Annotated in this window: 22 protein-coding genes and 1 pseudogene; 10 read left to right on the top strand and 13 right to left on the bottom strand. The window is 65.6% G+C overall.

Features of this window, described 5'->3' with window-relative positions:
* Nucleotides 1-204: 204 nt before the first annotated feature.
* Nucleotides 205-1,278, bottom strand: a complete 1,074-nt coding sequence (gene mtnA, locus ACUCV0_RS07230) for an S-methyl-5-thioribose-1-phosphate isomerase (protein WP_313649442.1) — start codon at nucleotides 1,276-1,278, stop codon at nucleotides 205-207.
* Nucleotides 1,279-1,396: 118 nt separating this feature from the next.
* On the opposite strand from mtnA, the gene ACUCV0_RS07225 reads away from it, so the two are divergent.
* The 4 genes from ACUCV0_RS07225 to ACUCV0_RS07210 are packed head-to-tail and all read left to right on the top strand — an operon-like array spanning nucleotide 1,397 to nucleotide 4,875.
* Nucleotides 1,397-2,722, top strand: coding sequence for a TRZ/ATZ family hydrolase (locus tag ACUCV0_RS07225; protein ID WP_482212384.1), 1,326 nt, complete (start codon nucleotides 1,397-1,399; stop codon nucleotides 2,720-2,722).
* Nucleotides 2,723-2,755: 33 nt separating this feature from the next.
* On the top strand, nucleotides 2,756-3,454 hold the full coding sequence (gene ubiG, locus ACUCV0_RS07220) for a bifunctional 2-polyprenyl-6-hydroxyphenol methylase/3-demethylubiquinol 3-O-methyltransferase UbiG (RefSeq protein WP_059315629.1): 699 nt from the start codon (nucleotides 2,756-2,758) through the stop codon (nucleotides 3,452-3,454).
* Between the two features lie 3 nt (nucleotides 3,455-3,457).
* Nucleotides 3,458-4,129, top strand: a complete 672-nt coding sequence (gene mupP, locus ACUCV0_RS07215; protein ID WP_160923419.1) for an N-acetylmuramic acid 6-phosphate phosphatase MupP — start codon at nucleotides 3,458-3,460, stop codon at nucleotides 4,127-4,129.
* A gap of 8 nt (nucleotides 4,130-4,137) precedes the next feature.
* Nucleotides 4,138-4,875, top strand: a complete 738-nt coding sequence (locus tag ACUCV0_RS07210) for a YciK family oxidoreductase (protein ID WP_059315631.1) — start codon at nucleotides 4,138-4,140, stop codon at nucleotides 4,873-4,875.
* Nucleotides 4,876-4,884: 9 nt separating this feature from the next.
* On the opposite strand, the gene ACUCV0_RS07205 is transcribed toward ACUCV0_RS07210, so the two are convergent.
* The 5 genes and pseudogenes from ACUCV0_RS07205 to selD all read right to left on the bottom strand — a co-directional run bounded on the left by ACUCV0_RS07205 (nucleotide 4,885) and on the right by selD (nucleotide 9,489).
* The gene (locus tag ACUCV0_RS07205; protein ID WP_482212586.1) at nucleotides 4,885-5,727 is read right to left on the bottom strand and encodes a methyl-accepting chemotaxis protein; all 843 of its coding nucleotides are present in this window, start codon (nucleotides 5,725-5,727) and stop codon (nucleotides 4,885-4,887) included.
* A 42-nt stretch (nucleotides 5,728-5,769) separates the two neighbouring features.
* A pseudogene (locus ACUCV0_RS07200) lies at nucleotides 5,770-5,958 on the bottom strand (HAMP domain-containing protein); the annotation flags it as partial.
* A 1,027-nt stretch (nucleotides 5,959-6,985) separates the two neighbouring features.
* Nucleotides 6,986-7,276, bottom strand: coding sequence for a hypothetical protein (locus tag ACUCV0_RS07195; RefSeq protein ID WP_007160474.1), 291 nt, complete (start codon nucleotides 7,274-7,276; stop codon nucleotides 6,986-6,988).
* Between the two features lie 78 nt (nucleotides 7,277-7,354).
* A complete protein-coding gene (mnmH, locus tag ACUCV0_RS07190) occupies nucleotides 7,355-8,449 on the bottom strand; it encodes a tRNA 2-selenouridine(34) synthase MnmH (protein ID WP_482212585.1) in 1,095 nt (364 codons plus the stop codon).
* A 5-nt stretch (nucleotides 8,450-8,454) separates the two neighbouring features.
* Entirely contained in the window at nucleotides 8,455-9,489 is a 1,035-nt protein-coding gene (selD, locus tag ACUCV0_RS07185) for a selenide, water dikinase SelD (protein ID WP_482212383.1), read from the bottom strand.
* 343 nt (nucleotides 9,490-9,832) lie between these two features.
* Between selD and ACUCV0_RS07180 the strand changes: the two genes are divergently transcribed.
* The gene (locus ACUCV0_RS07180) at nucleotides 9,833-11,023 is read left to right on the top strand and encodes a CynX/NimT family MFS transporter (protein ID WP_237140527.1); all 1,191 of its coding nucleotides are present in this window, start codon (nucleotides 9,833-9,835) and stop codon (nucleotides 11,021-11,023) included.
* Here ACUCV0_RS07180 and ACUCV0_RS07175 read toward each other — a convergent pair.
* The 6 genes from ACUCV0_RS07175 to ACUCV0_RS07150 form a co-directional block, all read right to left on the bottom strand.
* Nucleotides 11,020-11,715: a DUF4892 domain-containing protein gene (locus tag ACUCV0_RS07175; protein ID WP_482212382.1), complete on the bottom strand. Its 696-nt coding sequence runs from the start codon at nucleotides 11,713-11,715 to the stop codon at nucleotides 11,020-11,022. The two genes, ACUCV0_RS07180 and ACUCV0_RS07175, sit on opposite strands and share 4 nt — an antisense overlap.
* Before the next feature lie 120 nt (nucleotides 11,716-11,835).
* A complete protein-coding gene (locus tag ACUCV0_RS07170; protein ID WP_482212381.1) occupies nucleotides 11,836-12,717 on the bottom strand; it encodes an alpha/beta fold hydrolase in 882 nt (293 codons plus the stop codon).
* Between the two features lie 28 nt (nucleotides 12,718-12,745).
* The gene (locus ACUCV0_RS07165) at nucleotides 12,746-13,189 is read right to left on the bottom strand and encodes a hotdog fold thioesterase (RefSeq protein ID WP_482212380.1); all 444 of its coding nucleotides are present in this window, start codon (nucleotides 13,187-13,189) and stop codon (nucleotides 12,746-12,748) included.
* 20 nt (nucleotides 13,190-13,209) lie between these two features.
* On the bottom strand, nucleotides 13,210-13,665 hold the full coding sequence (gene sixA / locus ACUCV0_RS07160; RefSeq protein WP_482212379.1) for a phosphohistidine phosphatase SixA: 456 nt from the start codon (nucleotides 13,663-13,665) through the stop codon (nucleotides 13,210-13,212).
* Nucleotides 13,662-13,961 (bottom strand): DUF4389 domain-containing protein, encoded by a 300-nt coding sequence (locus ACUCV0_RS07155; RefSeq protein ID WP_482212378.1) that lies wholly within the window; start codon nucleotides 13,959-13,961, stop codon nucleotides 13,662-13,664. Before ACUCV0_RS07155 ends, sixA begins: the two co-directional genes overlap by 4 nt.
* Before the next feature lie 31 nt (nucleotides 13,962-13,992).
* Nucleotides 13,993-15,027, bottom strand: coding sequence for an NAD(P)H-dependent glycerol-3-phosphate dehydrogenase (locus ACUCV0_RS07150; RefSeq protein WP_059315639.1), 1,035 nt, complete (start codon nucleotides 15,025-15,027; stop codon nucleotides 13,993-13,995).
* 376 nt (nucleotides 15,028-15,403) lie between these two features.
* On the opposite strand from ACUCV0_RS07150, the gene fabA reads away from it, so the two are divergent.
* The 3 genes from fabA to ACUCV0_RS07135 all read left to right on the top strand — a co-directional run bounded on the left by fabA (nucleotide 15,404) and on the right by ACUCV0_RS07135 (nucleotide 18,617).
* Entirely contained in the window at nucleotides 15,404-15,919 is a 516-nt protein-coding gene (gene fabA / locus ACUCV0_RS07145) for a 3-hydroxyacyl-[acyl-carrier-protein] dehydratase FabA (protein ID WP_007160484.1), read from the top strand.
* Between the two features lie 11 nt (nucleotides 15,920-15,930).
* Nucleotides 15,931-17,148, top strand: coding sequence for a beta-ketoacyl-ACP synthase I (gene fabB, locus ACUCV0_RS07140; RefSeq protein WP_059315640.1), 1,218 nt, complete (start codon nucleotides 15,931-15,933; stop codon nucleotides 17,146-17,148).
* Nucleotides 17,149-17,402: 254 nt separating this feature from the next.
* Nucleotides 17,403-18,617 carry a sugar MFS transporter gene (locus ACUCV0_RS07135; protein WP_271655539.1) on the top strand — a complete coding sequence of 405 codons (1,215 nt, stop codon included), beginning with the start codon at nucleotides 17,403-17,405 and terminating at the stop codon, nucleotides 18,615-18,617.
* Nucleotides 18,618-19,020: 403 nt separating this feature from the next.
* Here ACUCV0_RS07135 and ACUCV0_RS07130 read toward each other — a convergent pair whose 3' ends face one another.
* Nucleotides 19,021-20,367 carry a dicarboxylate/amino acid:cation symporter gene (locus ACUCV0_RS07130; protein WP_271655540.1) on the bottom strand — a complete coding sequence of 449 codons (1,347 nt, stop codon included), beginning with the start codon at nucleotides 20,365-20,367 and terminating at the stop codon, nucleotides 19,021-19,023.
* A 387-nt stretch (nucleotides 20,368-20,754) separates the two neighbouring features.
* Between ACUCV0_RS07130 and ACUCV0_RS07125 the strand changes: the two genes are divergently transcribed.
* Nucleotides 20,755-21,495 carry a 4'-phosphopantetheinyl transferase family protein gene (locus ACUCV0_RS07125; RefSeq protein WP_482212377.1) on the top strand — a complete coding sequence of 247 codons (741 nt, stop codon included), beginning with the start codon at nucleotides 20,755-20,757 and terminating at the stop codon, nucleotides 21,493-21,495.
* A 613-nt stretch (nucleotides 21,496-22,108) separates the two neighbouring features.
* Nucleotides 22,109-25,024, top strand: coding sequence for a ribonucleoside-diphosphate reductase subunit alpha (locus ACUCV0_RS07120; RefSeq protein ID WP_482212376.1), 2,916 nt, complete (start codon nucleotides 22,109-22,111; stop codon nucleotides 25,022-25,024).
* Nucleotides 25,025-25,063 lie beyond the last annotated feature (39 nt).

Genomic DNA, 25,063 nt, shown 5'->3' with positions numbered 1-25,063 from the left:
TCGCTAAGGCTCGTCCGCACGTCGGCCGAGCCTGATATAGGAGAGGCGAAAGCCCGTCTGGCGGCGTCTGTCACCGGCGGCGCAAAAGGCGCTCCGACCGGTTTTCAGCACTGCATCACCGCCTGCCGAGGGCTTTCGAACAAAGCCTGTGCAAAGAGCGAAATTCTAACACATTCAGGGATGTATCCGCCCCTCACGATCGCCTCAATGCAGGCGCCGCCGATTCATCAGCTCGGCCATCTTCTTGGCGTCCGGCCGCTCCACCACGCCCCGCTCGGTGACGATGGCATCGATGAGGTCGGCCGGGGTCACGTCGAACACCGGATTGAAGGCGTCGACCTCGGCGGCGATCCGTTGGCCACCGGCTTCCAGCAGCTCGTGACCGGCGCGCTCCTCGATAGGGATGTCGTCGCCCGAGGCCAGATTCATGTCGATGGTGGAGCTGGGCGCCACCACCATGAAGCGCACCCCATGGTGCATGGCGATCACCGCCAGGTTGTAGGTGCCGATCTTGTTGGCCACGTCGCCGTTGGCGGTGATGCGATCAGCGCCGACGATCACCCAGGCGACGTTGCGCGTCTTCATCAGGTGCGCAGCGGCAGCATCGACATTGAGGCTGACCGGGATCCCCTCCCCGGCCAACTCCCAGGCGGTCAGTCGCGAGCCCTGCAGCCAGGGTCGGGTTTCGTCGGCATGCACGCACTCCACCAGGCCGTCCAGGTGCGCCGCGCGCAGCACGCCCAGGGCGGTGCCGAAGCCGCCGGTGGCCAGGGCACCAGTATTGCAGTGGGTCAGGAAGGTCTGCTTGCTGGCGTCATGCTTGCGAATCAGCTCGACACCCAGTTGGGCCATGGTCAGGTTGGCTTCGCGATCGCTCAGGTGGATGGCCACCGCCTCGGCTTCCAGCGCCGCCAGGGCCCCCTCGCCGGCCGTACGGGTCAGGCGCTCGCGCATCCGGTTGAGCGCCCAGAACAGATTGACCGCGGTGGGCCGCGACGCCGCCAGCAGCTCGAAATCGGCCGTGAGGGTCTCTTGCCAGTCCTCACCCGCCGCGGCGCGTTGGCGGGCGCCCAGCACCACCCCATAGGCGGCACTGATACCGATGGCCGGCGCGCCGCGCACCAGCATGTCACGGATGGCCTGGGCCACCTCGGCGGCGCTGTGACAGGCGACCCAGTGTTCGCGCAGCGGCAACAGGCGCTGGTCGAGCAGGTGCAGGGCACCGTCCCGCCATTCGATCGCCTTGATCTTTTCCGCCGCCAGCAGACGCTCTCGCATGATCTCTCCTCGACCTGAATCTGTAGCCCGCCAGTATACCGGCATCCGCGCGCGGATTTAGCGGTAGCCCCGCAAGGACCGCTATACTGCCGGCTCGCCCCTCTTGGAACCGCCGCAGATGCCGACCCCCGCGCCCCTGGACCTCTTGTTGCTCCCCAGCTGGATCGTGCCGGTGGAGCCGGCCGGGGTGGTCCTGCGCGATTACGCCCTTGGCGTGCGCAACGGCTGCATCGCCCTGCTCGCCCCGCGCGCCGAGGCCCTGCGCCAGCCGGCGGAGGAGACCCTGGAGCTGCCGGGCAAGGTACTGATCCCTGGCCTGATCAATGCCCACGGCCACGCCGCCATGACGCTGTTTCGCGGCATGGCCGACGACCTGCCGCTGCAGACCTGGCTGCAGGATCACATCTGGCCCGCCGAAGGCCGCTGGGTCGACGAGGACTTCGTCCGCGACGGCACCACCCTGGCCATCGCCGAGCAGATCCGGGGCGGCATCACCTGCTTCTCGGACATGTACTTCTATCCCCAGGTGGCCTGCGAGGCGATCCATCGCACCGGGGTACGCGCCCAGGTCTGCCTGCCGATCCTCGACTTCCCGATTCCCGGCGCCCGCACGGCGGACGACATGATCCGTCGTGGCCTGGAGCTGTTCGACGACATGAAGCTGCACGAGCGCATCAGCGTGGCCTTCGGTCCCCATGCGCCCTATACCGTGGCCGACTCCAAGCTCGAAGAGATCCTGGTGCTGGCCGAGCAGCTGCAGGCGCCGATCCAGATGCACGTGCACGAGACCGCCTTCGAGGTGGAGCAGGCGCTGGAGCAGACCGGCGAGCGGCCGCTCAGCCGGCTGCGGCGCCTAGGCTTGCTCGGTCCGCGTTTCCAGGCCGTGCACATGACCCAGGTGGACGACGAGGATCTGGAAAACCTGGTTGAAACCAACAGCCACGTCATCCACAGCCCCGAGTCCAACCTCAAGCTGGCCAGCGGCTTCTGCCCGGTGGAGCGCCTGTGGCAGGCCGGCGTCAACGTCGCCATCGGCACCGACGGCGCGGCCAGCAACAACGATCTCGACCTGCTTGGCGAGACCCGCACCGCGGCCCTGCTGGCCAAGGCTGTCGCCGGCTCGGCCACGGCCCTGGACGCCCATCGCGCCCTGCGCATGGCCACCCTGAACGGCGCCCGCGCCCTGGGTCTCGATCGCTGCCTGGGTTCGCTGGAAGTCGGCAAGGCCGCCGACCTGACCGCCGTCGACCTCAGCGGCCTTGCCCAGCAGCCGCTCTACGACCCCGTTTCCCAACTCATCTATGCCACCGGCCGGGACCGCGTCAGCGACGTCTGGGTCGGCGGCGTGCCGCTGCTGCGCCAGAGCGAACTCGTGCGCCTGGACGAGGCCGAACTCATAGCCAATGCGCAGCAGTGGGCCACCCGTATCCAGCAGGGCGCCTGATGCGCCCCGCCTCCCTTGCCTCTGGAGAACACCATGTCCAATGTCGATAACGCCGAGATCGCCAAGTTCGAGGCCCTCGCCTACCGCTGGTGGGATCGCGAAAGCGAATTCAAGCCGCTGCACGACATCAATCCGCTGCGCGTCAACTGGATCGATCAGCACGCCGGTCTGGCCGGGAAGAAAGTGCTGGACGTGGGTTGCGGTGGCGGCATTCTCAGCGAGGCCATGGCCCAGCGCGGCGCCCAGGTGACCGGCATCGACATGGCCGAGGCGCCCCTGGCGGTGGCGCGCCTGCACCAGCTGGAGTCCGGCGTGCCGGTGGAATACATCCAGGAGACCACCGAGGACCACGCGCGCAAGCATGCGGGCACCTATGACATCGTGACCTGCCTGGAAATGCTCGAACACGTGCCGGATCCCTCCTCGGTGATCAAGGCCTGCCACGACCTGGTGAAGCCGGGCGGCCAGGTGTTCTTCTCCACCATAAACCGCAATCCCAAGGCCTATCTCTTCGCCATCGTCGGCGCCGAGTACGTGCTGCGCCTGCTGCCACGCGGTACCCACGATTTCCGCAAGTTCATCCGCCCCTCGGAACTGGGTGCCTGGGCGCGCGCCGCCGGCCTCAACCTGCGCGACGTCATCGGCCTCACCTACAACCCGCTGACCAAGAGATACAAACTGGAAGGCGACGTGACGGTGAACTATATGGTGCGCACCCAGCGCGAGGACTAGGCCATGCGTCTGCAAGCGGTCCTCTTCGACATGGACGGTACCCTGCTGGACACGGCGCCGGACTTCATCGCCATCCTCCAGGCCATGCGCCAGGACAGAGGCCTTGCGCCCGCTGACGAGCCCCGCCTGCGTGGCGTCATCTCCGGTGGCGCCAAGGCCATGATCCTGGCCGGCTTCGAGGTCGACCCCCTGGGCGCCGAGCTCGAGCCCCTGCGCCTGGAGTTTCTCGAACGCTACCAGGAGCATTGTGCGGACCACACCCGGCTGTTCGAGGGCATGGACGAGATCCTGCGCGACCTGGACGCTGCCCGACTGCGCTGGGGCGTGGTGACCAACAAGCCGGTGCGCTTCGCCGAACCCATCATGCAGCGCCTGGGCCTGGCCGACCGTTCGGCCTGCCTGATCTGCCCCGATCACGTCGCGCGCAGCAAGCCGGACCCGGAGATGGTCCTGCTGGCCTGCCGGCAACTGGACATCGACCCCCAAACCGCACTGTTCATCGGTGACGATCTGCGCGACATCGAGTCCGGTCGTGCGGCCGGCAGCAAGACAGTGGCGGCTCGCTACGGTTACATCCACCCGGACGACCACCCCGAGCACTGGGGCGCCGACGCCATCATCGACCACCCGCTGGAACTGCGCGCCCTGCTCGACCGCGCGCTGTGCGGCTGCTAGAGGTTCAGATGTTCGACTACCAGGCTCCCGCCGAGCTATTGAAAGACCGCGTCATCCTGATCACCGGCGCCAATCGCGGCATAGGCGCCGCCCTGGCCCGCGGCTGTGCCGCCCTGGGCGCCCGGGTGATTCTCCAAGGCCGCGATACGGCAGCGCTGGATCAGGTACGTGACGAGATCCAGGCCAGTGGTGGCCAGGCGGCCGAGACGCTGGTGCTGGATCTCGAACAAGCCGATGCGGCCGCCTATGCCGCGTTGGCAGCACGACTGCAGCAGCGCCATGGGCGCCTGGATGGCCTGGTCCACAACGCCGGACTGCTGGGCCCGCGAGTCTTGCTGGAAGAGACGCCTGCGCCAGCCCTGGCCCAGGTGCTGCAGGTCAACGTCCAGGCCGGCTTCGCCCTGACCCAGGCACTGCTACCGCTGCTCAAGGCTGCGGACCAGGCCTCGGTGATCTTCACGTCCAGCAGTGTCGGTCGCAAGGGGCGTGCCGGCTGGGGAGCCTATTCGGTGTCCAAGTTCGCCACCGAAGGCCTGATGCAGGTCTGGGCCGAGGAGCTCGCGGATGCTGGTATCCGGGTCAACAGCGTCAATCCCGGCGGCACCCGTACCGCCATGCGCGCGGCGGCCTATCCGGACGAGGACCCTGCCCGGGTGCCCGCGCCGGAAGCCATCCTGCCGGTCTACCTCTATCTGCTCGGCCCGGCCAGCCAGGGCACCACCGGCCAGGCGCTCAACGCCCAATAGCGGATTCGGTCAGACGTGGAAGCGCTGCACCAGCCGTGAGAGTTCGTCGCCCAGGTCGGCCAGCTCCCGGCTGGCCGAGGCCGTCGCCGCCATCGCCTGGCTGGACTGATCGGCGCCGTCGCGAATGCGCGTCACGTTGACCGCCACCTCTTCGGCCACCCCGCTCTGCTGCACCGCGGCCGCGGCGATCTGCTGATTCTTCTGCTGGATGCTGGCCACCGCCGTGGCGATACCGGCAAAGGCGCGCCGGGTCTCACCCGCACTGCCCAGGGTCCCGGCCAGCAAGGTCTCGCTCTGCTGCATCCGCTCGACGGCTTCGCCACTGCCCTTCTGCAACACCACGATGAGCTGCTCGATCTCGATGCTCGACTGCTGGGTACGGCGCGCCAGCGCCCGGACCTCGTCGGCCACCACGGCGAAACCGCGCCCCTGGTCACCCGCCCGGGCCGCTTCGATGGCGGCGTTGAGCGCCAGGAGGTTGGTCTGCTCGGCCACTGCCTTGATCACGTCGAGCACACTGCTGATCGCCTGGCTGTCACGGGAGACGTTGTGCAGTCGTTCAGCCGCGGCCTGGACGTCCACCCCGAGGGTCTCGATGCCAGCCAGGCTGCGACCTATCACTGCCTGGCCATCGTTGACCTGGCGCTCGGCCTGGTTGCCAGCGCCAGCGGCGGCTTCGGCATCCGCGGCGACCCCCTGGGCCGTCGCCGCCAGTTCGGCCATGGCGGCCGCCACCTGGTCGGTTTCCTCCCGCTGGCGCGTCACCCCCTGCTGAGCGTCGCGGGCCTGCTCGGCCAGGGCCGCAGCGGACTGCCCCAGACGGCCAATACCGTTCTGCAACTGCAGCACCATGCCGCGCAACGCCGCCACCATGCTCGCGCTGGAGCGTTGCAACTGGCCGATCTCGTCACCCCGATCCACGATCAATTCGACATCCAGCTGACCCTGGGCAATGCGTTCGGCGGCGGCGATCACCTTGCGCAGCGGCCGGACGATGGCCAGGGTGATGATCAACGCGGCCAGGGCGCCCACCACCAGCGCCAGCAGGGCGACGCCGCCAATGGTCAGCAGGCGCTTGGTCATCATCGCCTGCAGTTCGGCTTCCTGTTGCCCATAGAGGGCATCGACCCGCTGCACGGCGGTCTCGGCCAGGCTGGTCATCCGTGCGCCTGCGGTCTGCTCCTGGGCCAGGGCGGCGGCATAGTCACCCAGGCGACGGATGAATTCCTTGATATTGGTGGAGACGTCCTGGATGACCGAGGAATAGGCCGGATCGCTCAGCTGTGGCTCCACCTTGGCCAGCAGGTCAAGCGCGGCGCTGGCCGAGGGCAGGGGCTGATCGTCCACCGTGGTCTTGCTCGCCCGCGCCTGGGCTTCGTCGAGGCTCTTGAGCATCAGGCGATAGAGTTCGCCCACTTGCTGCGACAGGTTCAGGAGTTCCGCGCCCTGCTTGCCCTCGGATTCCTTCAGTGCGTAGGCGCCGTCATCCAGCAGGCCGGATTGAAGAATATCCAGGCTGTTGGCGGCGCCCTCCACCAGAAAGGCAGCGCCTTCCATGGCCAGACGGCGCGAGGTGTTGAGGCGCTCGAAGTCGCCGAAGGCAGTGCCATAGGCCTTGGTGGCCTCGCGGGCAGCATCGAGGTCCGCCGCGTGGGTAGTGCCCAGCTCAGTAGCGAGCTGGCCCAGCCTGTCGAGCACGGCCGGCAAGGCCTGCCGCAGGTGTTCGGCCTGGGCCGCCTCGCCAGTCAGGCGAAAGCCCTGCTCCAGGGCGCGAACCTGCATGACCTGCCGATTGATCGCGGCCATGTCGCGTAGCGAGCCGAAGCGATGCTCCACATCCTTGAGCGCGAGGCCGCCCTGGAGGGCCACTACCAGGGTCAGCAGCAGTACCAGGCCGAAACCCACGGCAAGCTTGGTGGCGGTTCGCCAATTGGCCAGGCGGTAGCGCGCAATCCCTTTCATACGATACCCCAACAAGATGACAGCTACCGACGCTGTCGTCCGCAAAAGCCGATTCTTGAGGGGGTGAAAGGCAAAACGCCGCTATTCGTCGTGCCTGGCTACGTGTACGTCGCTTTGGATCAGGACGCATACCTGGCCATGTGATCGCTCAACGACCGGCGCGGGACTCGCGAATATAGAAGCGCGCCTTTTCGGCGTTCTTCACACAACCGGTGTAGGCCTCGACCTGCTGCTGGGTCTTGGCGGTGGACAGCAGGGCCAGCGCCTTGGAATAACTCACCGTGCCGGAAAAGCCTTCGGCCTTGGCCAGGTCGAGTTCCTGCCAGGCAGAACGGGTCTGGGCCGCGCAGCTGTCGCGATTGACTACCTTGCCCGAGCACCCTGCGAGCACCACGGCGGCCAGGGTGGCGGCCAGGACGGGAACCAATTTCGCTTTCATCTCTCTTTCTCCTTGCGACCTGCAACCAGCCGATACGGCCGGATAACCGCAGCGTAGACCGCCAGCGGCCGGCGCTGTTCAGCGCCGAGCGCGTAAAAACTTCACCACCGCGGCCTGGTCGCCGCTGAAGATCACCCGGGACGCCTTGCTCTCGCGCTGATAGGCGTACATGGGGTCGTAGTATTCCGCCAGCAGCCCCTCGATCCAGCCCCGGTGCGCGGCAACGTCGCCCGAACGCTCCTGTTCGGCCAGAGCGGCCTCAAGGATAGCCGACAGGCGCTGGAAGCGTTCGCCGCCCAGGCGCTTGGCGATGCCAGAGAGACTCTTGCGCAGCTGCTCGGCGAACAGTGCGAAGCCTTGCTCCGGCCCGTGCAGGCCAATGAATTCCGCCGCCAGATCGATGACATAGTCGCGCAAGATGCGTTCGATACGGTTTTCTCGGCTGTCTTCCAGCCAGACCAGCGGAAACTGCTGCATGCCCTGGTGCAACTCCAGCGGCAGCGAACAGCGACCGACCAGGCGCGACTCGTCTTCCAGCACGAAGTGCGCCTGCCCGGCGTGGCGTCGCCGCAGCAGGTCGATGGCCAGGCGATTCTCGAAATCGATCTGGCCCGGCTGTGGCGTGGCGCGCTTGCCAAAGCTCGACCCCCGGTGGTTGGCATGGCCTTCGAGATCGACGGCATTGTCGAGCTGAGCCACCACTTCCGTCTTGCCCGTGCCGGTCATGCCACCGACCACCACGAAGCCGCATTCGGCCAGGGCCTGCTGCAGCGTCTCGATGAGCAAGGTCCGCATGGCCTTGTAGCCACCCACCACGCGGGGATAGGCGATACCGCCTTCGCTGCGCAGCCATTCCTGACTGATCTGCGAGCGCAGGCCGCCGCGGAAGCAATAGAGGTAGCCTTCCGGATGCGCCTGGGCGAAATCGGCCCAGGCCTGGATGCGTTCCTCCTTCACTGCACCGGACACCAGCTGATGCCCCAGCTGCAGCGCCGCCTGCTGGCCCTGCTGCTTGTAGCGGGTACCGACGCGCTGGCGTTCCAAATCATTCATCAGCGGCAGGTTGATCGCCTGGGGAAAGGCGCCCTTGGCAAATTCCACGGGGGCGCGGACATCGATCAGGGGGACATCGCTCAGGAACAGCGCCCGCAGATCGCGGGCATCCTCACGCAGGCTCATCAGGCCACCTCGACCGCATGGGCGCGTCGATCCACCAGCCGGCCTATGGGTTGCAGCACCAGGCCCAGCTCCATGGCCACGGCGAGAAATTCCGCCTCCCCTTCGGAGGCCACGGCCACCAGCAACCCGCCACTGGTCTGGGGATCGCACAGCAGCTGGCGACGCGCCTCGTCCAGCGGGGCGATGCGGCTGCCGTAGCTGTCGAAGTTACGCTCGGTTCCACCGGGCACGCAGCCCTGCTGGAGGTAGAAGTCCACCCCGTCGAGACGGGGAATGGCGGCGAAATCGAGTTCGGCGGTCAGGCCGCTGCCATCGGCCATCTCCACCAGATGGCCAAGCAGGCCGAAACCTGTGACGTCGGTCATCGCCGTCACCCCGGCCAGGCGCCCGAAGCGGCTGCCGGGACGGTTGAGCTGGCACATGGTATCCCGCGCCAGATGGCGATCCTCGGGCCGCAGCAGGGCGCGCTTCTCGGCCGTGGTGAGGATGCCGATGCCCAGCGGCTTGGTCAGATAGAGGCGGCTGCCCAGGGTCGCGGTGTCATTGCGCTTGAGGTGACGCTTTTCCACGATCCCGGTCACCGCCAGGCCGAAGATCGGCTCAGGCGCGTCGATGGAATGGCCACCAGCCAGGGGAATGCCGGCCTCGTCGCACACTCGCCGTCCCCCGGCGATGACCTCACGCGCCACTTCCGGCGGCAGCACATTGACCGGCCAGCCGAGGATGGCGATGGCCAGCAGCGGATCGCCGCCCATGGCATAGATGTCGCTGATGGCATTGGTGGCCGCGATCCGGCCGAAATCGAAGGGATCATCGACGATGGGCATGAAGAAGTCGGTGGTGGACACCACCCCGCGCTCTTCATCCAGACCATAGACCGCGGCGTCGTCGCGCGATGCATTGCCCACCCACAGCCGCGGATCCAAGTGCTGGGCACCACTGCCGGCCAGGATGGTTTCCAGGGTCTTGGGGGCGATCTTGCAACCACAACCGGCGCCGTGGCTGTATTGGGTGAGGCGAATGGGGTCGGTCATCGTTACTCCGGTTCAGCGGTGGCGCTCGTTCGACAGGCAGCGCGAAGGGGCGTAATAGTAGCAAATGCCCGTTCGCTGGCGGGGATGGCCTCGCTTAACAGATCGCCCGCCAAAGCAAAAGGGCTGTTTTTCGAGGGTAATCCACAGTTGCTGTGGATAACCTCGTGGAAAACCTTCCGCTGACGCCGGACAAGTGAGCGGCGGTGCGGCAATGGACAAACTGGCGATTTTTTAGCCGGTCCACCCAACTATTTTTTCCCGGCAGAGGGTAGCGAACAGAAGCGCCATGCGTTATGGCCAGAGTGCGCTAGGATTGCCGGTTTCCCCAGTCATAGCAGCACTCATGTCTTCTCCAGCGATTTCACCCTCTACCGCCTGGCAGCGCGGCTTGTTGCTCGCCAGTCTCATGCTCATCGCCCTCAACTTGCGGCCAGCGCTGTCCAGCCTGTCGCCCCTGCTGCGGCAGATCGAAAGCAGCACGGGCCTGTCCAGCAGTGCCATTGGCCTGCTCACTACCCTGCCGGTACTCTGCCTGGGGCTGTTCGCGCCCCTGGCGCCACGCCTGGCCCGTCGCTGGGGCAGCGAGCGCACCCTGGGCGCCATTCTCGCCCTGCTCGCCGTGGGCATCGTCCTGCGCAGTCTCCTGCCGCCCGCCGGCCTGTTTCTCGGCAGCCTGATCGCCGGCGCCTGCATAGGTATCCTGGGCGTGCTCCTGCCGTCCCTGGTCAAGCGCGACTTCCCGGCCCAGGCCGGTCAGCTGATGGGGCTCTACACCATGATGCTGTGCATCGGCGCCGCCCTGGCCGCTGGCGCGACTGCACCTCTGGCGGAGGCCTTCGACGGCCACTGGCAACCTGCCCTGGCCATTTGGGCACTGGTCGCCGTGGTGGCCCTGCTGGTCTGGCTGCCGCAGCTGCGCCAGCCGCCCCTGGCAGCCGCGCATCGAAGCCAGGGCAGCTCCCTGTGGCGCAATCGCCTGGCCTGGCAGATCACCCTCTATATGGGTCTGCAATCGTCGCTGGCCTACATCGTCTTCGGTTGGCTGCCCACCCTGCTGATGGACCGGGGCCTGGGCATGGTGCAGGCCGGCTTGATGCTGTCCGGCTCGGTGATGACCCAACTGGTCAGCGCCCTCACCGCGCCCTGGCTGGCAACGCGTGGCAACGACCAGCGCCTGGCCATCGTGGTGGCCATGACCCTGACCCTCGCGGGCCTGCTGGGCTGCCTCTATGCTCCCCTGGGCAGTCTCTGGCTGTGGGCGGTAGTGCTCGGCCTTGGCCAGGGGGCCACCTTCAGCCTGGCGCTCGCCCTGCTGGTACTGCGCTCCCGCGATGCGGAAACCGCTGGCCGGCTGTCCGGCATGGCTCAGGGCGCAGGATACAGCCTGGCTTCCCTGGGCCCGTTGCTGGTGGGCATCATCCACGACGCTACCCACGGCTGGGCGCCCATGGGCGTGTTGTTTACCGTGATCGCCGTGCTGGCAACGCTGTTCGGCCTGGGCGCAGGTCGCACCCGCTACGTCAACGACGTCTAGCGGCGATAGAGACCCGCCGCCCGGCCATCATCGGTCTGCAGTCGCGGCGCGCGAATGCCCGCGTCGCGCAAGGCGTTCTGCCAGGCCACGGCCTGGTCGCCGCCGAGGGTCACGGCCACATCGCCATTGAGTGCCAGGGCCGCGGCGAATCGCGCGATCCAGGGCTGCGCCGGCTCCTTGCCCAGGGCAGGCAACAGCAACTGGCCGTCGCGTTGCAATTCCTTGAGCAGGGTGGCGGCGGTCGGCAACAGCTCCGGTAATGGCTGGCTCGCCTGCAGCCGCTCTGCGTGCAGATAGCCGCGGCGATTGCCGCGGGTGATGCCATAGAGCGTCAGTACCGTCCGAGGCTCCGCGAGTTGCAGCACCAGCAGGCCCTGCTGATCGTCAGGTCCATAGAGCATGGCTTCGCCCAGCAGGCTGTTGGCGATGACGCTGCTGGCGCCGCAATCACGCCCCTCGCACCAGTAGAGCAAGGTCGCGCCTTGTTGCTGCAGGCGCTGGCGTTCGCTGTCGAGTCGTGCCAGCGGCGGATGCCCACTGGCCAGCTCGAAGGTCTGGGTCTGGAGTTCGCCCTCTACCTGCAGCGAATCTTCCAGCCGCAGGCGGCCACCGATGCGGCTGGCCGGCCCCAGCGGATAGAGGCGTTCAGTGGTCGCCGGCCCCGTCTCCCGAACGAGCTGGGCGTGATCCATGGGGGCGACTTCAGGTAGCACCGCTGCCTGCGCGGCGCCAACGGACAGTAGCAGGCCAATCAGCAGGGATCGCTGGACGAAAGCGGCGCGAAGGTAAAACGGATGGCTAGGCATCCCGCATTATTCGCCGGGCCCGGTGCTGGCGGCAAAGAAGGCATTGAAACAATCTGCGACGGCCTGGGCGCCCTGGGCGTCATCCAGATGCAGATGGTGCCCGCCTGGCAGCTCGTGGAGCCGAAAGCACGGCTGCTCCCGTGCCAGCCTCATGGCCTCGGCATGAGGCGCCACGAGACCGCCCGCGGCCACCACCAGCGCCGTCGGGCAGCGCACGGCGCTCAGGCAGGCCGCGGCCTGCTCCGGGGTGAACCGGATCCGACTGGGCAGCCGCAGCCGGGGATCGGAGCGCCAGGTGTAGCCACCGGGCACGGCCATCAGCCCGCGCTCGGCGAGGAGTTCGGCGGCTTCGCGACTGACCGTCAGAGCCCCCTTTAAGCGCGCTGCCACGGCCTCTTCCACCGTGGCATAGACCGGCTTGCGGCGATTGGGCAGCTCAAGCTCGGCGAGCAATGCCTTGCCCAGCTTCTCCGGCACCTCCGCCGCTGGCGTGGTGTAGGGCAGCAGGCCATCGATCAGCGCCAACCGTTCGATGTGATCCGGCAGGGCCGCGGCGGCGATGACGCCCACAATGGCACCCATGGAGTGCCCGAGCAGGCCGAAGCGGGTCCAGCCCAGTTGCCGCGCTGCGGCGAGCACATCCAGCACATAGTCCTGTATCGCGTAACCGACCCCGGCCGGCCGATGCGCCGACAGGCCATGCCCCGGCAGGTCCAGGGCGACGATACGCAGGCCGTGCAGCCGAGGCGCGAGCTGGGCGAAGGTCATGGCGTTGTCCAGCCAGCCATGCAGCGCCAGCACCGGATAGCCATCTTCCGGACCGAACACCCGCGCGCTCAGCTCCACATGGGCGAGTTCCAGGCGCAATTCCTGTACCTGGGCCGTCATGGCCGCACCTCCGCCGACCGCACGCCGTTCATGTCGAAGAGGAGTCCCGCTGCAGCGGGACCACGGCCACGGTCAGCCGCGACACGCAGGTCAGACGGCCCTCATCATCGTTCAGGCGGATGTCCCAGACATGGCTGCTGCGCCCCAGATGCAGGGGGCGAGCGACTGCCGTCACCCGGCCGGCACGTACGCCGCGCAGGTGATTGGCGTTGATTTCCTGACCCACGCAGTAATAGCACGAGCGATCCACGCAGAGCATGCTGGCGATGGAGCCCACCGTCTCGGCCAGAGCCACCGAGGCGCCCCCGTGCAACAGTCCCATGGGCTGATGGGTACGCCTGTCCACCACCATGCTGGCCGTCAGGCTGCTGTCGTCCCAGGCCTCGATGCGCATGTCCAGGTGTTCGCCGAGGGTGTTCTCGAGCTGACGCCCGAGGTCCGCAGGATCCGGGAGGGTCTGCCAGATGCTCATGTTCTTTCCTTGAAAGGGCGTCAGCCGTCGAAGCGACTGACCAGATCGAAGCCGCCGGCCAACGGCAGCGGCGCTTCCAGACACAGCAGAGAGGCAGTGCCCATGGGCACCGGCGCCTGCCGGTGACCGTGCAGCAGCCAGCCGGCCAGCTCACCGACGAAGGGATTGTGCGTGACCAGCAGCAGCTCTTCCACGCCCAGTCGCTCCAGCTCCGCCAGGGCCCGCTCGGGTTCGCCGTCGGGCGTCGCCCACTGACAGACAGACACATCGCCCGCCCAGGCCAGTTGCTGTTGCACCAGGGCGGCCGTCTGCCGCGCCCGCACATAGGGACTGGTAAGAAGGCGTTGCACCCCACTGCCCTGCAACTGTTCCGCGCTACGCAGGACCGCCGCGCGGCCTGCAGCCGTCAGCTCGCGCTGTTCATCGCTGGACGCGCGTGCCTCGGCTTCGCCATGCCGCAGCAGCCAGAGCTTCATGGCGCGGTGGCGGAGCGGTCGTCGGGCTGGTCCGCGGCCGGCCAATCGGCGAAGGGCCAGGGCTTGACCTCGCTGGCGAAGGTGCCGAAGCGCACGATCTGCGCCAGATAGGCGCCCAAAGCGGCCCCGAATGCGGTCAGGCCGGGATTGGCCTCGCCCTTTATCAGGCGCACCACCAGTTGTACCAGCACCACCACCGCCAGCACGTACTGCGCACCCAGCCAGACGAACAGGAACAGCAGCATCCAGATCAGGCGCAGGCCTAGCAGCTCGCGGGAATGCACGGGTTGGGACATGGAAATTCCTCTTTTCAGACAGTGTAGCGGCTCAGAGCCTGCTCGGGATCTCGGCGGCGTCCGCCACATCGACATCGGTCTTGGGCTCACCGCCCATCAGGGCCTCGATCACTTGCCCCAGGCTGCGGCCCTCGAACAGGATCGCATAGAGGCCATTGACCAGGGGCATGTAGACGCCCAGCTCGTCCGCTTTTTCCTTGAGCACACGCAGGGTGTTGACGCCCTCGGCGGTCTCGCCGATCTGCGCCACGGCTTCCTCCAGACTGAGCCCACGACCCAAGGCGTGCCCCACCCGGTAATTGCGGCTCTTCTCCGAGGAGCAGGTCACGATCAGATCCCCTACCCCGGCCAGGCCCAGGTAGGTGATGGGATTGGCGCCACGCTGCACGGCAAAGCGGGTCATCTCGGCCAGGGCACGGGTGATCAGCATGCTGCGGGTGTTCTCGCCCATCGCCAGAGCCGCGGCCATGCCGGCGATGATGGCATAGACGTTCTTCAGGGCGCCGGCCAGCTCCACGCCAAGGCGGTCGGCGCTGGCGTAGACGCGGAAGGTGCGCCCGTGCAACGCCGCCTGGACCCGACGACAGACCTCTTCATCCTCGCTGGCCACCACGGTGGCGGTGAGCTGATGCTCGGCGATCTCACGGGCCAGGTTGGGGCCGGAGATGATGCCGATGCGCGCCCGCGGCACGATCTCCGCAAGGATTTCGCTCATCAGCATGAAGGAGTGTGCCTCGATACCCTTGGTGGTGCTGACCAGGAAACGCCCCTCCAGTTGCTGGGCGATGGGCGCCAGCGCCTGGCGCAGCGCGCTCGACGGCAGCGCTACCAGGATCAGCTCGCAGTCGGCGATGGCGCCCTGCAGGTCGCTGGTGGCCTCGACCGCAGCATGCACCTTGATACCCTTCAGATAGCGCGGATTCTCGCGTTCGCGGCGGATGGTCTCGGCCTGGTGCGGATCGCGCATCCACAGGCGTACCGGCAGACCGTTCTCGGCGACCAGGTTGGCCAGGGCGGTACCGAAGCTGCCGCCGCCCAGAACAGCGATGGGGGATTGGACTGTCATCGAAACTCTCGTCTTCACCGCGGTCGTGCGGCCTCGTCGGCAGTATACGGTAGCCGCGCGAACGCCTTAGCGCCTCTTCACGATCTGCTTCGTTTCGGCCGAACGGTGTTGAAAACGGCTGAGAAATACCTATTTAGCACCGGTAAACCTCTCTTTCACAGCCTTGCTCGCTTCGCTGGCCCGAGACCCGCGACACCCTGAACGGCCTCCCAGGATGGAGAATTGACTGCGGAAAGTGCACAATGGCCCGTTAACGAGCGGGGTGCTGGCCTGTGACTTTACCGATGCCCCGACAGTCTATTGCTACACGAAGCCATACCCAGAGCGACCATTGGAGTCGCCAGAGCCTGGATCTAGGCCAGCTACAGGAGCTTGCATGACCAAACAACACGCCTTTACCTACGAAGACTTGCTGCGCTGCAGCCGTGGCGAGCTCTTCGGGCCGGGCAATGCCCAATTGCCCGCACCGAATATGCTGATGATCGATCGGATCACGCATATCAGTGAGGTAGGCGGGAAATACGGCAAGGGCGAACTGGTGGCGGAACTTGATATCCGTCCCGACCTCTGGTTCTTCGGTTGTCATTTCGAGGGCGATCCGGTGATGCCGGGCTGCCTGGGCCTGGATGCCATGTGGCAACTGGTCGGTTTCTACCTTGGCTGGCAGGGTAATCCGGGTCGCGGTCGCGCCCTGGGCTCGGGTGAAGTGAAGTTCTTCGGCCAGGTACTGCCGACCGCCAAGAAGGTCACCTACAATATCCATATCAAACGCACCATCAACAGGTCGCTGATTCTGGCCATCGCCGATGGCACCGTCAGCGTGGACGGGCGCGAGATCTACTCCGCCGAAGGTCTGCGTGTCGGCCTGTTCACTTCCACCGATAGCTTCTAAGGGCTTTTCGCATGCGTCGCGTCGTCATTACCGGTCTGGGTATCGTTTCGTGCCTGGGCAATGATAAAGACACCGTTTCCGCCAACCTGCGCGCAGGCCGTGCCGGCATCCGTCACAATCCGGAATATGCCGAAATGGGTCTGCGCAGTCAGGTTTCCGGTTCCATCGACCTGAACCTCGAAGAACTGATCGACCGCAAGGTCAAGCGCTTCGTCGGCGATGCCGCCGCCTACGCCTACCTGGCCATGGATCAGGCGATCAAGGATTCCGGCCTGTCCGAAGACCAGGTTTCCAACCCCCGCACCGGCCTGATCGCCGGTTCCGGTGGCGCTTCCACCTTCAACCAGATGGAAGCCCTGGACATCCTGCGCGAGAAGGGCGTCAAGCGCGTCGGTCCCTACCGCGTGACCCGGACCATGAGCAGCACGGTCTCCGCCTGCCTGGCCACCCCCTTCAAGATCAAGGGCCTGAACTACTCCGTGGCCTCGGCTTGCGCCACCAGTGCCCACTGCATCGGCCTGGCGATGGAGCAGATCCAGCTCGGCAAGCAGGACGTGGTTTTCGCCGGTGGTGGCGAGGAAGAGCACTGGACCCAGAGCATGCTGTTCGATGCCATGGGCGCGCTCTCCAGCGACTACAACGAGACCCCGGAAAAGGCGTCCCGTGCCTACGACAGCAAGCGTGACGGTTTCGTCATCGCAGGCGGCGGCGGCATGGTAGTGGTCGAGGAACTCGAACACGCCCTGGCCCGTGGCGCCAAAATCTATGCCGAGATCGTCGGCTATGGCGCGACCTCCGACGGCTACGACATGGTCGCCCCGAGCGGCGAAGGCGCGATCCGCTGCATGCAACAGGCGCTGTCCACCGTCGACGGCGAGATCGACTACCTGAACACCCACGGTACCTCCACTCCGGTGGGCGACGTGGCCGAGATCAAGGGTGTGCGCGCCGTGTTCGGCGACAAGGCACCGGCTATCAGCTCTACCAAGAGCCTGTCCGGTCACTCCCTGGGTGCCGCCGGTGTGCACGAGGCCATCTACTGCATGCTGATGATGGAAGGTAATTTCATCGCCGGCTCGGCCAACATCGACGAACTGGATCCGGAGGTCGCTGACCTGCCGATCCTGCGCGAGACCAAGGAAAACACCAAGCTGGACCTCATCATGAGCAACAGCTTCGGTTTCGGCGGTACCAACGCCACCCTGGTCCTCAAGCGCTGGCAGGGCTGATAGCCCTCGCTTGTGTGATCCGAACGGCGCCTCTGGCGCCGTTTTTCATTTCCGCTCCCTGCCCGGCTGAACCGGTCATGGGCCCCGCGGTCGAAGGCGCCGGCACTTCGCCTGCGAACCTCCAGGAAGAATGGATTCAGCAGCGCGAATAGCTTAATCTCGCGCCGCTTCGCTGTGTCTGCGCAGCCGCCATAGACAGCGCTGTCCGAACATCACGGGCAGAGACAAGAAACTGTTGTACCCATGGAGCCCCAATGCACAATCAAAACCAGAGCTACCGCGGACCCTTGATCGTCCTCACCATGCTGTTCTTCATGTGGGGTTTGATCACCTCGCTGAACGACATCCTCATCCCCCACCTCAAGGCGGTCTTCACCCTCAGCTACCTGCAGGCCTCGCTGATCCAGTTCTGCTTCTTCACCGCCTATTTCATCGTCTCCTTCCCTGCCGGTCGCCTGGTGGAAAGCCTGGGCTACAAGAAGGGCATCATCGTCGGCCTGCTCACCGCTGGCGTTGGTTGCGTGCTGTTCTACCCGGCAGCCGGTGCCCAGTCCTACGGCTTCTTCCTCACCGCCCTCTTCGTCCTGGCAGCCGGCATCACCGTGCTGCAGGTAGCGGCCAACCCCTATGTCACCATCCTCGGCAAGCCGGAAACCGCGGCCTCGCGCCTCAACCTGACCCAGGCCTTCAACTCCCTGGGCACCACCGTCGGCCCGCTGGTGGGCGCCGTGACCATCCTGGCCCTGGTCGGTGAGGACTCCGCCGCTCACTCGGTGCAGCTGCCCTACCTGATCCTGGCCGGCATGCTGGTCGCCCTGGCGGTGATCATCGGCCTCTTCCGTCTGCCACAGATCAAGGACACCGAGCAGGACAACGCCACCGACGAGAACGCCCTGACCGCCAGCAGCGTCTGGGCCTATCGTCACCTGCTGCTCGGCGTGGTCGGCATCTTCATGTACGTGGGCGCGGAAGTGTCCATCGGCAGCTACCTGGTGAGCCTGATGGAAAGCCCGGACGTGGCCGGCCTGAACGCCGCCACCGCCGCCAAGTACCTGTCCCTGTACTGGGGTGGCGCCATGGTCGGTCGCTTCATCGGCGGCGTGATCATGACCAAGGTACGGCCGAACCTGGTGCTGACCTTCAACGCCATCGCCATCGGCGTGCTGCTGGCCGTAGCCGTGCTGCAAGGTGGCAAGGTCGCCATGTGGGCCCTGCTGGCCATCGGCTTCTTCAACTCCATCATGTTCCCGACCATCTTCTCCCTGGCACTCAAGGGCCTGGGCAAGTTCACCTCCAAGGGCTCGGGCCTGCTGTGCATGGGCATCGTCGGTGGCGCGCTGGTGCCGGCCATCCAGGGCTTCTTCGCCGATACCATCGGCCTGCTGCCCTCCTTCGTGGTCCCGCTGGTCTGCTACGTCTACATCCTGTTCTACGGCGTCATGGGCTACCGCCCCACCCTGCGTCGCTGATCTACCCGCGAAGCGCTGGCGGCCTGCCAGCGCTTCAACCCCTCCCGCCGATACCCCCGCCTCTCCCTCGCGCCATAACCCTCCCCTGCGACAGGTCTGCGACCACGCTGAATAGCGCGCTGCGCTCCACTGTCGCGTGTTATCGACCACCTCTTCCCGCCACCCTATCCTTCACCGAGAAAGAGCTAGAAGGCTCGCTCCTGGCGCCCTGCGCTTGATTCCGCCTACTAGCCGATGCAAGGCCCGGTAGCGCTGTGTGGCAGAGGTGCGAACCCGCATGCGCTTGCTCTGGCATAGCTCCCTGCCCTGGGCGAATCGCACACAAAAGAAAACGCCCGCATCTCTCGATACGGGCGTTTCGGTAGCGCTGGAGGACCGCTCGGGAGCGGCCCTCGCACCAGGGTCAGGCAGTCTGGCGAGCTTCCTCGACCTCGACCGCGTTCGGGCCGCGAGCGAGTTCGGTCTGCAGGGTTTTCTCGTCCAGCTGACCGCACCACTTGGCGACCACGATGGAGGCCACGCCGTTGCCGACCAGGTTGGTCAGGGCGCGGGCTTCGGACATGAAGCGGTCGATACCCAGGATCAGCGCCAGGCCAGCGACCGGTACGTGACCGACGGCGGACAGGGTGGCGGCCAGCACGATGAAGCCGCTACCAGTGACGCCTGCAGCGCCCTTGGAGGAGATCAGCAGCACCAGCAGCAGGGTGATCTGGTGAGTGATGTCCATCTGGGTATTGGTGGCCTGGGCGATGAACACGGCGGCCATGGTCAGGTAGATGGCAGTACCGTCGAGGTTGAAGGAGTAGCCGGTGGGGATCACCAGGCCAACCACCGACTTCTCGGCACCCAGCTTCTGCATCTTGGTCAGCATGCGCGGCAGGGCGGACTCGGAAGACGAGGTACCCAGCACGATCAGCAGTTCTTCGCGGATGTACTTGATGAACTTGAGGATGCTGAAGCCATGCATACGCGCCACGGTGCCCAGGACTAGCAGCACGAACAACACGCAGGTGATGTAGAAGCAGGCCATCAGGTAACCCAGCTGCACCAGGGTGCCGACGCCGTACTTGCCGATGGTGAACGCCATGGCACCGAAGGCACCGATGGGGGCCAGCTTCATGATGACGTTGATGATGTTGAAGAAGACGTGGGAGATACGGTCGATGAAGTTGAACACCAGTTGACCGGTCTCGCCCAGGCGATGCAGGGCGTAGCCGAACAGCACGGCGAAGAACAGGACCTGCAGAATCTCACCAGTGGCGAAGGCGTTGACGACCGTCGACGGAATGATGTTCAGCAGGAAGTCGATGGTGCTCTGCTTCTCGGCGGCAGCGGCGTAGGCAGCGATGCCCTTGGTGTCCAGGGTGCTGACGTCGACGTTCATGCCGGCGCCCGGCTGGACGACGTTGACCACGATCAGGCCGATCAGCAGCGCGATGGTGGAGAAGATCTCGAAATACAGCAGCGCCATACCACCGGTCTTGCCCACGGCCTTCATGTTCTGCATGCCGGCGATACCGGTCACCACGGTGCAGAAGATGATGGGCGCGATCACCATCTTGATCAGCTTGATGAAGCCGTCACCCAGCGGCTTCATGGCGGCGCCGGTCTGAGGATAGAAGTGGCCGAGCAGAATACCCAGGACGATTGCCAGAATCACCTGGAAATAGAGGCTCTTGTAGAGAGGCTGCTTGACGGGTCGCTTGGGCGCGGGAGCGGTAGTAGTTGTTGTGTCGACGGTTGCTGTCATGGCTCTTTCCCTTGTGACCACTACCTGACGTCCTGTCCGAGTGGGCACCTGACTGATGTTGGCTCTCTCATCCTGAGAGCTTTTTGTTGTGGATCTGGCGGCCGCACGACGGTGACACCAGCATCTTGCTAGACATAAGCAATCGCCGTTCCACTTTCCGGCTCGCAATCAAAGCGCCAGCTTTCATGCACCTTTCAGTCGAAAGTCTAGTTGTCGCGTAGCGGCGGAACCCCGCCATCCGATGAAAACGGGCGGAAATCCCCCCTCATCCGGGGCGGTTTTCCGCCAGCACCGGCCGGTAGTCGGCTATCCTTTGTGCGCCTTTTTGTCGGAGCCTGCCGTGAATTTTTCGCTGCCTTCCACCTCTGGCCCAGATAGCCGGCTGTGATGAGCACCTTGCCGCTCGCGCACCTGCCAGGTTGCTGTACGACGCCCGAACCGCTTCCGCCGTTGAGCCCGGAGCTGGCCTCGCTGGAGCTGATCCATTGCCGTTTCGATCCCGCTCTGGTGAGCGTCGAGCGTGACGCCCTGCGCCTGGGCGCCCTGCCCCCGGACAATATCCGGCGCGCCGTGGCCAAGCGTCAGGCCGAATACCTGGCCGGTCGCCTCTGCGCCCGGGAGGCGCTGCGACGCCTGAGCGGCACCAGCGCCGTTCCGGGGCATCGCGCCGAGGATCGTGGCCCCGTCTGGCCGGCTGGCCACGTGGGCGCCATCACCCATGGCCATGGCTGGGCCGCGGCCGCGGTGGGAAGCGCCCAGGAGTACCTGGGCGTTGGCCTTGACGTCGAAACCCTGCTCGAACCGACCAAGGCACTACGCCTGGCCGACCAGATCCTCACCCCGGCCGAACAGAAGCGCCTGCAGCCGCTGGATGAAGAACGGCAGGCATTCGCCATCACCCTGGCGTTTTCCGCCAAGGAGAGCCTGTTCAAGGCACTCCATCCACAGGTGCGGCAGATGTTTTTCTTCCAGGATGCCGAGATCCTCGCCACGGACAGCCGGGGGACCTTCGTCATCCGGCTGTTGATCGAGCTGTCGTCGCGCTGGACGGCGGGTACACAGCTGGAGGGCCGTTTCCGCCTGGACGAAGCGGGCCGCCTGCTGACCCTGCTGGCACCCCGCGCCTGAGTGCAGCCTTCTGTATATAAGGAGGCGATGCCGATCACCGGCGGGCTGTCCGCTCCTTCCCCGGGGCAGAACGTCGCAGTGGCTATCGAACGTTTTCTTCTGGTGAAGAAAGTACTCATAGCGAACCGGTATATCCCTTGCCGCTTTTGGTAAGAGTCGACCGTGAGGTTGTACGTTATTTGACCACCCGGCTCTGACCCCAGCGTCTGCGCGCACTGGCCTGGCACCACCCCCAGGATACCCCCTATCCCTGAACAGCTTATCCACGCCTTATCCACAGCCAGAAACGTGACAAACGCGACATCTAGTGGCCTTCTCACCCCCACACCACCATATATAGCAGTTCGTCGGCCTGGCCTGGGACGGCGAAACACCCCTCTGTCAAGACTGTCTTCCCTAACAAGGAGGGCTTATCCTGTGCCCGAATTATGAATTTCCAGGGTCCCTGGACCCCGCCCGCCGCTTCCTTCGGGAATCGGTGCCGGTACGGCTTTTCGTTGGAATCTTCATTGGTACAGGCGCGACCGGCAGTTGTCGCGCAGCCGTTAGGCCAACACTCTTCCGGATCGCCGGCTCGCCGACGATCCCCTCTTTCCGATCAAGGGAGTTCCGCATGCAAACCGACCTGACCCGCGAGCAAGCCCAGCAGGGCCGCCCGGCGCAAGATGACAGCCAGGACCTGGGCGCCACCGCCCCCGGTCAACTGCGCGTCATCAAGCGCAACGGTACCGTCGTCCCCTACACCGACGACAAGATCACCGTGGCCATCAGCAAGGCTTTCCTCGCCGTGGAAGGCGGCAACGCTGCGGCCTCCTCGCGCATCCACACCACCGTCAAGCAGCTCACCGACCAGGTCAGCAGTACCTTCAAGCGCCGCATGCCCTCCGGTGGCACCATCCACATCGAAGAGATCCAGGATCAGGTCGAACTGGCCCTGATGCGTGCCGGCGAACAGAAGGTCGCCCGCAGCTACGTGATCTACCGTGAAGCCCGCAGCCAGGAGCGCAAGCAGGGCGCTGTCAGCGACATCGCCGAGCCGCACCCGAGCATCCGCGTCACCAAGGCCGACGGCACCACCCAGCCGCTGGACATGGGCCGCCTGAACACCATCATCACCGAAGCCTGCGAAGGCCTCGAAGAGGTGAACGGCGAGCTGATCCAGAAGGAGACGCTGAAGAACCTGTACGACGGCGTGGCAGAGAAGGACGTCAACACCGCCCTGGTGATGACCTCTCGTACCCTGGTCGAGCGTGAGCCCAACTACTCCTACGTCACCGCCCGTCTGCTGCTGGACAGCCTGCGCGCCGAAGGCCTGAGCTTCCTCGGCGTCGCCGAGTCCGCTACCCACCACGAGATGGCCGAGCTGTACGCCAAGGCCCTGCCCGCCTACGTTGCCAAGGGCGTGGAGCTGGAGCTGCTGGACCCGAAACTGGCCAGCTTCGACCTGGAGCGCCTGGGCGCCGCCATCGATCACGAGCGCGACCAGCAGTTCACCTACCTGGGTCTGCAGACCCTGTACGACCGCTACTTCCTGCACAGCCACGGCACCCGCTTCGAGCTGCCGCAGCTGTTCTTCATGCGCGTGGCCATGGGCCTGGCGCACATGGAGAAAGACAAGGAAGCCCGCGCCATCGAGTTCTACAACCTGCTGGCCAGCTTCGACTACATGGCGTCCACCCCGACCCTGTTCAACGCCGGCACCCTGCGTCCGCAGCTGTCCAGCTGCTACCTGACCACCGTGCCCGACGACCTGTCCGGCATCTATGGCGCCATCCACGATAACGCCATGCTGTCGAAGTTCGCCGGCGGCCTGGGCAACGACTGGACCCCGGTGCGCGCCCTGGGCTCCTACATCAAGGGCACCAACGGCAAGAGCCAGGGCGTCGTGCCCTTCCTCAAGGTGGTCAACGACACCGCCGTGGCGGTCAACCAGGGCGGCAAGCGCAAGGGCGCGGTCTGCGCCTACCTGGAAACCTGGCACCTGGACATCGAGGAATTCCTCGAACTGCGCAAGAACACCGGTGATGACCGTCGTCGTACCCACGACATGAACACCGCCAACTGGATCCCCGACCTGTTCATGAAGCGTGTCTTCGAGGACGGCAACTGGACCCTGTTCTCCCCCGCCGACGTACCGGACCTGCACGACCTCTACGGCAAGGCCTTCGAAGAGCGCTACGAGTATTACGAAGCCCTGACCGAGTACGGCAAGCTCAAGCTGCACAAGACCATCAAGGCCAAGGACCTCTGGCGCAAGATGCTGTCCATGCTGTTCGAGACCGGCCACCCGTGGCTGACCTTCAAGGATCCGTGCAACCTGCGCAGCCCGCAGCAGCACGTGGGCGTGGTGCACAGCTCCAACCTCTGCACCGAGATCACCCTGAACACCAACAAGGACGAGATCGCCGTGTGCAACCTGGGTTCGGTGAACCTGGTGAACCACATCGTCGACGGCAAGCTGGACGTGGCCAAGGTCGCCCGTACCGTCAAGACCGCCGTGCGCATGCTCGACAATGTCATCGACATCAACTACTACTCGGTGCCCCAGGCGGAGAACTCCAACCTCAAGCACCGTCCGGTCGGCATGGGCATCATGGGCTTCCAGGATGCGCTGTACCTGCAGCACATCGCCTACGGCTCCGATGCCGCCGTGCAGTTCGCCGACACCTCCATGGAAGTGATCAGCTACTACGCCATCCAGGCCTCCTGTGACCTGGCCGAAGAGCGTGGCAGCTACTCCAGCTTCCAGGGTTCGCTGTGGTCCCAGGGCATCCTGCCGATCGACTCCGAGAAGCGCCTGATCGAAGAGCGTGGCGCCAAATACATCGAGGTCGACCTGTCCGAGACCCTGGACTGGGCCCCGCTGCGCGAGCGTGCCAAGAAAGGCATCCGCAACTCCAACATCATGGCCATCGCGCCGACCGCGACCATCGCCAACATCACCGGCGTGTCCCAGTCGATCGAGCCGACCTACCAGAACCTCTATGTGAAGTCGAACCTCTCGGGCGAATTCACCGTCATCAACCCCTACCTGGTACGCGACCTCAAGGCCCGCGGCCTGTGGGACTCGGTGATGGTCAACGACCTCAAGTACTACGACGGCTCCGTGCAGCAGATCGAGCGCATCCCGCAGGACCTGAAGGACCTGTACGCCACCGCCTTCGAAGTGGAGACCAAGTGGATCGTCGAGGCCGCCAGCCGTCGCCAGAAGTGGATCGACCAGGCCCAGTCGCTGAACCTGTACATCGCCGGCGCCTCGGGCAAGAAGCTCGACGTGACCTACCGCATGGCCTGGTTCCGCGGTCTGAAGACCACCTACTACCTCCGTGCCCTGGCCGCTACCAGCACCGAGAAGTCCACCATCAACACCGGCAAGCTGAACGCCGTGAGCGCCGATCCCATCACCGGCGTCCAGGCCAGCGCGGCCCCCGCCCCGGCCCAGAAAGCCGAAGCTGCTCCCGCCCCCGCACCGGCTCCGGTGCCCAAGGCCTGCAGCCTCGACGATCCCGAGTGCGAAGCCTGCCAGTAACACCCCAAGCCCTCTCCTAGCAGAGGGCTGCTCTTTATC

This window comes from Pseudomonas sp. VMV1 (assembly GCF_056790235.1).
The sequence above is the reverse complement of the archived record's forward strand: the minus strand, read 5'-3'. Positions and strand labels throughout refer to the sequence as shown.